This is a genomic window from Thermococcus sp., from assembly GCF_027066465.1.
Taxonomy (GTDB): domain Archaea; phylum Methanobacteriota_B; class Thermococci; order Thermococcales; family Thermococcaceae; genus Thermococcus.
Genome location: NZ_JAMONU010000122.1, coordinates 1 through 9,358, shown reverse-complemented (window position 1 = coordinate 9,358; position 9,358 = coordinate 1). Strand labels below are relative to the sequence as shown.

The 9,358-nt window shown below is 55.2% G+C and carries 9 protein-coding genes; 3 read left to right on the top strand and 6 right to left on the bottom strand.

Annotation, left to right across the window (positions count from 1 at the left end; genetic code table 11):
* Window positions 1-91: 91 nt before the first annotated feature.
* Together MVK46_RS05640 and MVK46_RS05635 are read right to left on the bottom strand one after the other, a co-directional pair.
* Window positions 92-1,012, bottom strand: coding sequence for an isoaspartyl peptidase/L-asparaginase family protein (locus MVK46_RS05640; RefSeq protein WP_297535664.1), 921 nt, complete (start codon window positions 1,010-1,012; stop codon window positions 92-94).
* A 53-nt stretch (window positions 1,013-1,065) separates the two neighbouring features.
* A complete protein-coding gene (locus tag MVK46_RS05635) occupies window positions 1,066-1,977 on the bottom strand; it encodes a phosphate uptake regulator PhoU (protein WP_297535663.1) in 912 nt (303 codons plus the stop codon).
* Between the two features lie 84 nt (window positions 1,978-2,061).
* On the opposite strand from MVK46_RS05635, the gene MVK46_RS05630 reads away from it, so the two are divergent.
* Entirely contained in the window at window positions 2,062-3,231 is a 1,170-nt protein-coding gene (locus MVK46_RS05630; protein ID WP_297535662.1) for an MFS transporter, read from the top strand.
* A gap of 24 nt (window positions 3,232-3,255) precedes the next feature.
* Here MVK46_RS05630 and MVK46_RS05625 read toward each other — a convergent pair whose 3' ends face one another.
* From MVK46_RS05625 to MVK46_RS05615, 3 genes are read right to left on the bottom strand one after another with little or no spacing between them, the layout of a single operon-like run.
* Complete coding sequence (locus MVK46_RS05625) at window positions 3,256-3,840, bottom strand: indolepyruvate oxidoreductase subunit beta (RefSeq protein ID WP_297535666.1); 585 nt, start codon at window positions 3,838-3,840, stop codon at window positions 3,256-3,258.
* A gap of 59 nt (window positions 3,841-3,899) precedes the next feature.
* The gene (locus tag MVK46_RS05620; RefSeq protein WP_297535661.1) at window positions 3,900-5,051 is read right to left on the bottom strand and encodes a DUF1464 family protein; all 1,152 of its coding nucleotides are present in this window, start codon (window positions 5,049-5,051) and stop codon (window positions 3,900-3,902) included.
* The gene (locus MVK46_RS05615; protein ID WP_297535660.1) at window positions 5,044-6,003 is read right to left on the bottom strand and encodes a beta-ribofuranosylaminobenzene 5'-phosphate synthase family protein; all 960 of its coding nucleotides are present in this window, start codon (window positions 6,001-6,003) and stop codon (window positions 5,044-5,046) included. Before MVK46_RS05615 ends, MVK46_RS05620 begins: the two co-directional genes overlap by 8 nt.
* Before the next feature lie 49 nt (window positions 6,004-6,052).
* Here MVK46_RS05615 and MVK46_RS05610 point away from each other — a divergent pair, with 49 nt between their 5' ends.
* Complete coding sequence (locus MVK46_RS05610; RefSeq protein WP_297535659.1) at window positions 6,053-6,739, top strand: class I SAM-dependent methyltransferase; 687 nt, start codon at window positions 6,053-6,055, stop codon at window positions 6,737-6,739.
* A gap of 1 nt (window position 6,740) precedes the next feature.
* On the opposite strand, the gene lysS is transcribed toward MVK46_RS05610, so the two are convergent.
* The gene (gene lysS, locus MVK46_RS05605) at window positions 6,741-8,318 is read right to left on the bottom strand and encodes a lysine--tRNA ligase (RefSeq protein WP_297535665.1); all 1,578 of its coding nucleotides are present in this window, start codon (window positions 8,316-8,318) and stop codon (window positions 6,741-6,743) included.
* 126 nt (window positions 8,319-8,444) lie between these two features.
* Here lysS and MVK46_RS05600 point away from each other — a divergent pair, with 126 nt between their 5' ends.
* The gene (locus tag MVK46_RS05600; RefSeq protein ID WP_297535658.1) at window positions 8,445-9,311 is read left to right on the top strand and encodes a PhoI; all 867 of its coding nucleotides are present in this window, start codon (window positions 8,445-8,447) and stop codon (window positions 9,309-9,311) included.
* The last annotated feature ends 47 nt before the right edge of the window (window positions 9,312-9,358 follow it).

Genomic DNA, 9,358 nt, shown 5'->3' with positions numbered 1-9,358 from the left:
AACGGGGAAACTACTGGCGTTACGACGCTTATTCCGAGGAAGAAAAAGAAGGTCGAGATGTTGAGGAGCCAGACGTTCCTCATCGAGACCACTAAACACCAGCCTCCGGTTTCTCCATGCCGTCCCTCATGAAGGCGTAGCCCATGTGCTTGGTGTTCTTGGCGAAGCCCACGTTGCCCCTTGCATCAACCATGATGATGCCCATGGTGTCTCTGCCGAAGTACTTCGTGGCGAGGCTTATCGCGGCTTCGCTCGCGGCCTGGGCGTCGAGTCCGAGCCTGACGAGGTCGGTGGCGCTTTTAGCGAGGGCGAGCTTTATGGCAACCTCTCCGAGACCAGTGCAGGAAGCGCCGGCAACCTCGTTGGCGTAGGTTCCGCCTCCGATTATCGGAGTGTCCCCAACCCTGCCGAACATCTTGAGGAAGACCCCGCCGGTTGAGGTTCCGGCAACGACCTCATCGCCGTCGAAGGCAACCGCTCCAACGGTGCTCCTTAGAACCTCGGGGAACTCCTTGATGAGCTCGTTGAGCTTCTTCCAGTGCCTTACTTCACCCTTCTCGATGAGCTTCTTCCTCAGCTCTTCCCACTGCTTGAGCCTCTCCTCCGTTACCGGGTCGTACTCCTCGAAGCCGAGAAGGCGAGCGAACTTCACGGCACCCTCGCCGATTAAAAGGACGTGGTCGGTCTTCTCCATGACCTTCCTCGCGACGCTTATCGGGTTCTTGACCCCCCAGATTCCGGCAACGGCTCCTGCCTCAAGGGTCTTCCCGCGCATTATAGCGGCATCCATCTCGACCCTGCCGTCGAGGGTTAGAACGCTCCCGGTTCCGGCGTTGAAAATTGGGTTGTCCTCAAGGGCTTTAACGGCCTCTTCAACCGCATCGAGAGCGGAACCCCTCTTCAGCTCGCGCCAGCCGGCTAAAACAGCCTCTCTAACGCCCTCTATGACCTTTGGAATCCTCTCCTCCTCCCTTATCGTGCCCGCGCCACCGTGAACTATTATTGCCGCCATGAGAACCACCTGAGAAAAGGACGCTCGAAAGGTTAAAAGGATTATGGAAACGACTAGCTGAGCGCCATGTTGATTATTGTTTCGCCTATGTTCTCGAGGTATTCGAGTATTCTTCTGAAGCTTTCCATCGCTATTGATTTTCTGTAGTCTGTGGCCCTTATGCGCTCTTTAAGCTCGAGCATGAGCTTGTCCACCCTCTTGAGGTCCCGCTTTTCAATCTGGTCGACCATGGCTTCGAACTTTTCCCTGAGGTACGGAACGTCTATTTCGTCGGGATTCTCAGCGATTCTGATTATGTGGTCGCCTATCCTTTCGATGTTTCTGACTATGAAGAGTATGCCCAGCAGGTCAAAGGTTCTCCTGACGATTCCGCTCTCCTCTGTAACCGTGTGCTTGCTGAGAAGCCTGTTAACGGTTCTGATTATGAGGAAGTAGAAGCGGTCGAGTTCGTTCTCGAGGTCGTTTATGTCCCGCCTTATCTCGCCGTCTTCCCCTTTAATGAGAAGCTCAAGGTCTCCGAGCATTGACACGACAAGGGAGCGAATTCTCTTCAGGAGTTCCGCGAGGTTTACCTCATCCTCATCCAAGAGGCTCTTTGCAACAATCCTCGTGGGCTCATCGAGGATTATCTCAACGCCTGGGAGGCTTTGGAGGACCTTTCTTATTTTGACCTTGTAAATCGGCATCTCCTCTCCGAGGTGTATCTCAAAGATATCGTAGCCCTGAATGTACGCAGAAATAACGAGCCTCACGGCCATGTCCGGCGAGAACTCCCTCGAGATGTTGAGAACCTTTCTCTCACTGACTTCTCTCGGCTCCCGAGGGAATATAGTTATACTGCCATCTGGGTTTATAGAGAGGGGTATCGTGTCCCCCTGTTTTAGATTGTGCTCTTGAATCCACTTCTTTGGAAGCGATATTATATACGAGCTCCTGCCGGTAAATTGTATCTTCCTGAACTCCATAGTTAGCACCGACGCTATATAGTAGTAGGCCGTTAAAGGCTTCACTTCGATAGTCTTATAAACGCTATGAGGAATGTTTCACCGATGCTCTCGGAGTACGGAAGGGACGCGAAAATACTAATCACGGCGAACGCACTGGGCCAGACGTTCCTCTGGTTCTCGTTCTTCATAATGCCCTTCTACCTCAAGGTCCTCGGTTATGATATGAGGGCAATGGGGGCCTTCTTTTCAGTCCAGACATTGGTTAGCGGCGTATTTCTACTCTTAGCGGGTCACATCTCACTCCATCTCGGCTACCGAAAGACCCTGCTCCTGAGCGCGCTCATCGGGCTCATCGGAAGGCTCCTCCAGGTACTCGCTTTGAACGCAACGGTCCTCTTCCTCGGCTTTGTCCTTGTGGGAGTCAACATGGGGCTGAGACAGCCGAACTACAACGCCTACCTGAGCGAGCTGGTCCCGGATGAGAGGAGACACGAGGCGTTTTCCAAGAGCTTTGGGCTGGGAACGCTCTTCAACTCCCTCGGCGTTCTCTTGGCTGGCTTTCTGCCGGGCTACCTCATGGGGCTGTCGCTGGCGGAGGAGACAGCCTACAGGATAACCTTCTCGCTCTCGATACTCCAGTTCGTCTTCGTCGTTCCGGCTTTGCTCCTCGTGAGGGACGTTGAGGTCAGGGAGAAGAGGATAAAGTGGGAGAGAAGCCTGGTCCTCAAAATCCTCAAGTTCTCGCTCCCAAGCGCGCTCATAGGCCTCGGCGCGGGGATAACGATACCCTTCATGAGCCTCTACTTCAAACTCAAGTTTGGGGAAACGCTCCAGGCGATAAGCTGGATTTTCTTCTTCCAGCAGCTGGCGATGGGCCTCGGCTCCTTTGGATTACCGGAACTCGTGAGGAGATGGGGCCCAGTAAAGGTCATAACGTCCTTCCAGGGGATGGCAACGTTCCTTTTCGCGATATTCCCCTCGATAGAGACGTTTGCACTCGCGGGAGCTGTCTACGTCCTCAGGGCGATACTGATGAACATCATCTGGCCCATAAACAGCTCCTTCATGATGGGCTTCTTCAAAACCGAGGAGAAGGCCACCGCCAACGGGATACAGCAGGCCTTCTCGACCTTCATGCGCGGGGTGGGCAACTCCATCGGCGGAACGCTCTTCGCGGTTTCATTGGCCTATCCTTTCTACGCTACAGCTTTCCTCTACGCCCTCGCGACCGGTCTGTTCTACGCCTTCTTCATAAAGCACAACGAAGAATGAGGAAACCGAACGGAAAACCAGAAATCAAGCTTTGGCCAGCTCCTCACCGCGCTCAAAAGCTTTAAAGTTCATCTCCCAGAGCTTCTCGCGGAGGGTCAGCCTTATTCCCTCAAGAAGGCTCTCGCGCTTGAGCGGTATCAGGCCCTTCCCGTAGGCGTAGCCGAGCATCAGAACGCCCAAAGTTCTCGGGTTTATCTTATCGGCTTCGCGCTGGAAGTTCATCCTGTGAACCGGGCAGATTCTTCCGAGGGCTTTTTCTATCTCGTCAAGCTCCGGGTAGCGCTCCTTCCCGACGAGGGTCGTCGCCGTGTGAATGGGGTAGGCGTTCACTATTGCAACGCTGTCCTTACCCAAAAAGCGAGCGTTCCTTAAAGCCTCGGCAGGCTCAAGGGCGAGCATGAGGTTGGCTTTGCCCTCCTCGATGAGGGGCGAATAAACTTCCTCTCCAAAGCGGAGGTAGCTGAGAACGCTACCGTAGCGCTGGCTCATTCCGAGGGTCTCGCCGATGCGAACGTTGTAGCCCTCGACCATGGCAGAGTTTCCAACGATTCTCGAGAGGGTAAGGCCTCCCTGACCGCCGACTCCGGTAATGATGAGGTTGAACTCCATGAGCACCACCTTGGGGAGTTGGAGGGGGAGAATAAAAAGCTAAGCTCAAAAAAATTCGCTCAGAGGATTAGCTTCTCGAAAATTCTGAGCTTTTCACGGCCCTTCAGGTTTACCCAGTCAAAGATTGAGCCACCGCTCTCCCCCAGCCTGAGGCTCTCAACGAGTTCTTTGTAGATTCCGCCGGCTATGCCGTTGGCTATTATCGCACTCCCCTCGGCCGCTTCCTTGGCCTTCGCCCTGCTCTGGAGCTTGAGAACCTCGACCGAGAGGCCGTAGCGCCCGAAGGCATCCTCAAGGGCATCCTTGACATCGCTGAAGAACTCCGGAATCCGCGAGAAGCGACCGCTGATGTAGATGCTCTCAGGCCTGACGGAGGGAAGCAGTGAGAAGACGTCCTTGACGATGGCCTCTATCATGGCGCTGTAGCCCTTCGCGACCCTCTCGTCCTCCTTCGCGAGCTTTACGAACTCCTCGGGCGAAACCGAGAACGGGTCTATCCCGGCAACGTAGGACGCGCCACCCTGGAAGAGGACGAGCTTTCCGAAGTCATCGAGGGCGTTGGCTAACGCATACGCTAATTCGCCGTCCATGAAGCCCATTCCGAGGTAGCCGGGGAAGCCGGCCGTTCCGGCCATGGCGTCAACGATTTGGCCGTTCTTGACGGCCATCGCGGAGGTGTAGGCGAAGCCGACCTCAACCGCTATGAGGTTCGTCTCGGAGTAGGGGATTCCCTTTCTCTCGGCTTCCCTCACCATCGCGAGGGCAACGGTGAAGACCTTGTCGGCCGTTCCGAGGTCTATCCTGTTGGCCTTCCGCCATTCCGGGACGGTCGGGAGGTGTATGACGCCGGGGGTGAAGTAGACGTTCAAATCCTCGGCTTCCCTGAGGAGGAGCATGAGCTCCCTCAAACCGACTATCTTGAGCCTTCTCCTCACATCGGCCTCGGTTATGAACGTAGCTAAAGCTATCTCGGCATCGGTGGCTTCCCTCGCGGGTTTGAGCGGTATCCCGTAGCCGCATGGACCGACGATGGCGTCAATCTTCCCGTGCTCCTCCTGAACCTCGCGGAGGAGTTCAACGATTACAGCCGGATTCTCGGTTACCCTGTTCCTGTCCACGGAGACGTCGACTATTACCTCACCGGTCTCGTCGTCGAAGCCGAACAAATCCATACTCTTCGTCCCGGAGTCTATACCTATCGCCTTAACCACGCTCCACCACCATCCCCCTGTTGTCAACGCCCGTAACGAAGACCTCTCCGCCGTCGCCGTTCTCGCGGAGGAAATCTTCCACGAGGGATTTTAGCCTTTCCGCCTGAGCCTGACCTTTGACGAGGCCGTAGAAGGTCGGCCCCCAGCTCGTCTGGCAGGCGCAGTAGGCTTCGTTCAGCATCAGCTTTATCCCCTCGTTCACAAGGTCACAACAGTAGACGTTCTCCTGGTAGTCGCTCCAGAACTCCCCGAGAAGGTGGTTGAACTGGTAGAGGCCCTCCCCAAAGGTTTTGATGTCCCGCTCGACGAACGCGGGCAGGATTTTCATGAGCACTATCCTCGACAGCCTGTCGGCCAGCTCCGGTGGCATCTTCTTGAGGCTTCCGAGTATTTCGTCCTCGCGCTTCCTGATTTCGGCGAGGGCCTTTCTTGGAGTTTCGGGAATTGCCACGACGAAGAGCCAGTCGCCCGGAAAGTCGCCCCTGAAAATCAGCGGGGGAACGACCTTCTCACGCTTGTCCACCGGGAAGCCACCCTCGTAGATGAAACCGCCGACCTTAAGGGCGTAGAAGCCGAGGGCAGTTATGAGACCGCGCCTTACAGTTAGCGCCACTTCCTCAAGCAAGAGGTTCAGGTTGTAGAGTTCGCTCACGGCCCTTCCTATGCTCAGGGCGAGGGTTGTGTGGAAGCCTATTCCAACCCACTTCGGGATGTATTTCCTTACGGTAACCTCGACCGGCGGAAAGTCGTAGCGCTCGCGGAGCCTTGCAAGAAACTTCAACGCGTCTTCGTCGTTGGAGCGGTCTTCTTCAGCTTCTCTGACCTCTATTTCGAGGCGCGGCTTTGCTATGGCGAAGCCAACAGTTCCGTAGAGCCGTCCCATGTCCCCGCTCAGGTCTGGATTCCCGGCGTGGAGGTGGGCCGGCGCGCTAATCCTCACCACCATGTCCATCACCGGAAACTTCGGATACCTATTTAAGGACTCGTGAGGACTCAAAAACATGACGTTCGAAGAGTACTATTCGGCCTTCAAAGCCTACAGCGACATCCATTCCGACGAGTACAGGAGGAGGATTGAGGACCTTGAACCGCTCCTAATGAAGTTCATGAAGGAAAAGGGGAAAGTCCTCGACCTCGGCTGTGGGGCGGGGGGCTTCTCGTTCCTGCTCGAGGATTTGGGCTTCACCGTCGTTGGCGTTGACAACAGCGACTACATGCTCTCCCTCGCAAGGGGTTTTGCCAAAGAGAAGGGCTCAAAGGTGGAGTTCATCAAGGCGGATGCGAGGGAGTTGCCATTCGAAGATAACACCTTTGACTATGTCCTCTTCATCGACAACCTCGTTCACTTCGAACCCCTCGACCTCGGAAAGGCGTTCCGCGAGATGGCAAGGGTTCTGAAGCCCGGCGGAAAGCTAATCCTCCAGTTCACAGACCTGAGGGCGCTCCTTCCTGTTCTCATGAACGGGCAGGTAATAGGGGCCGAATACTGGGTCAGCAAGGTCTTGCCTGATAAGGACGAGAAAACCGTCCTGATAGAGTTTCAGAGCGAGGAGAAGTCCTTCAGGGTTCGCTTCAACGTCTGGGGGAAGACGGCGGTGGAACTACTCGCGAAGCTCTACTTCCGGAAGGTTGGAGAAGAAAAGATAAACGAGCACACCTACCTTCAGGTTTACACACCGAAAAAATGAATCACGCCTCCAAGCGGAGGCGCCTGACGACAAACTCCTTGTCGAGGGAAGCTAAGAACGGGGCCAGCCTCGGCCCACGGTCCTTTCCTATGAAGAGGTTGTAGAGCGCCTTAAACCACTCCTTGCTCGGGATTTCGCGCTTCTTGGCAACGTCGAAGATTGCGTTGTTGAGCTCATCCACGGTGAAGGTATTGGCCTCAATCCAGTCCGCTAATTCTTTCATCGCCTCCCTGATTTCGGTCCTGAGCTCAAGCTTCGGCGGCTCATCAAGCAACTTGAACTTGACGTTCTCAGGGGCGTACTTCTCGACCCAGTTCCTGGCGAGCCTGATGCGGAGCCTTATCCTCTCAAGGTCTTCTTCATCGAGTTTTTCAGGAACGTGGCCCTGCTCCTGGAGAACCCTGATTATTCCATCCTCGTCAAGGTGGGGCATCTGGACGAGCGTGACCAAAAACCTGAAGGGCGCCTGAGCGATAAGCCTCTCCGGAACCTTCGGCATCGAGAGCTCGTAGGTTCTCTTGAGTTCCCCTTCCTCCTCGGGGTTCTTTGCGTGCTCAAGGCCGAAGTAAATCCTCTCGACCATGTCGAACTCGTCGTAGAGGTTGAGCAGGCCGAGGCCGAGGTCTATCTTGAGCTCCTTGTTGGGTCTCGCCTTGGCGTAGATAAAGCGGATTATCCCCGGCTCGAGCACCTCGTAGAGGTCTGAAAGCAGGATAACGTTGCCCTTCGAGCCGCTCATTTTCCCCTTCTGCCCCTTGATTCCGACGAACTCGTACATGAGCGTCATCGGTGCCTTCCAGCCGAAGACCTTCTCGGAAATCTCCCTTCCGGTATCGTAGGAGCTTCCGGCGGCGAGGTGGTCTTTTCCGGCGGGCTCGAAGTCCACCTTGAAGTGGGCCCAGCGCATCGGCCAGTCAACGCGCCAGCGGAGCTTGACGTTGCCCTCCCTTATGTCGGTCTCGCCTTCATCGCCACAGTGCTCACAGCGGTATTTAACCTTCCACCCGCCGTCCCACGAGACGAACTTAGCCTCTCGCCTGCACTTCGGGCAGTAGACCATAACCGGCTGCCAGTCGTCTTCGAGGGGTGGCTGTTTAGCTCTCTCACGGTACTTGTCGAGAACGGCCTTAATCTCGTCGCGCTTTTCGAGGGCGAGCCTTATCTCGTCGGCGTACTCGCCGGACTTGTACAGCTCGCTCGCGTAGAGGAAGTCTGCCTCGATGCCAAGTTTCTTTATCTCTTCCTCGAACTTCTCCATAAAGTGCTCCGCGTAGCTGTCGTGACAGCCCCACGGGTCGGGAACTTCACTGACCGGCTTCGTGAGGTGCTCCTTCCACTCCTGCGGGACGTTCTTGGGAACTTTCCTGAACCTGTCGTAGTCGTCCCACATGTGGATGTGCCTGACCTTCTTTCCCCTGTCCCTCAGGGCGTGGCCCACTATGTAGGCCGTGAAGAACTCTCTAAAATTGCCTATGTGAACGTAACCGCTCGGCGTGATTCCGCTCTCGACCACGTACTCCTCCTTGTCGCCCCTTTCGCGGATTATCTTTTCGGCCATGTAGTCAGCCCAGTGAACCATTCTCACCACCGCGCTTAGCTCCTCGAAAGGGCTTTTAAGGTTAGCCTCCATTTGAACAACTTCCCAAGAGAAACATTTATAAGTGCAAAAAGTAAAAACTACCGAACAATGTAAAAGGTGAACGCCATGGAGTTTGAACTAATGAGGATGAACGTGTTCTTCCCATCGTCGCTGGAGATTCAGGAGGAGCTTCTCAAGGCGGGCTTTAAGGTGCCCTACGACAAGGAAACCGGAAGGAAAACCCCTGTTCCGGTGGTTTCAAGCTCAATGGAAGGACGAAAGCTGAGACGGGGAAGACTGCTGAAGGCCAAAGATGTTGAAATGAAAGATAAGTTCGCGGTGATTCCCGAGGAGAGGGCTCTCATAGAGTTCGAGGTTACAGAGAAGGGCTTCCTCGTGATAAGGCCAAAGCCCCTAGAGTACCACCTCGAGGAACTTGGCTTTCTCTCGGTTCCACCGAGACTGTGGGGAACGTGGGCAAGCTTCTCACTGCCCTTCTCAGCTTACGATGTGCTCCTCTCAGGGCTGGAAGAGTTTAAAGAGGATGAAAAGGGGTTTTACACAGCTTCAAAAGGCTCGAGGGGTAGGATTGAGGTCTACGCCTACAAGGGAAAAAGAAAGGACCTCGGAATTCCTGTTTTCAGTTACTCCCTCGGACTCCACGGCCTAACCCTGGCGGAGGAGTACCTGAGGGAAAAAGCGGAAGAGAACAGTGTTCCAGAGGAGAGGCTCCGCTACCTCAAGCTCGGCCTGAGGAAGAGGAAGGAAACCAGGGCCGGTCTCAGGGTCGGAATCGTCTGGGAGAACGGAACGCCGGTCGAGGTTACCCTCAAGCTCTCGACGACGGAGCCGAGGATAAAGATTCAGGGCCTCTACGGCGAGCTGGCTGGAAAGTCGAGGGGAGAGGTGACGAGAGTGGACGACTGGCACATCGTGGTTCATGCCTCCGACTTCGTCGCGGCACTTGAGACAGTCAGAAGAACTTTTGGGTAAGGTATATTAGTTTCAACTTCTTTCATCTCTCGGTGGAATCAATGTTT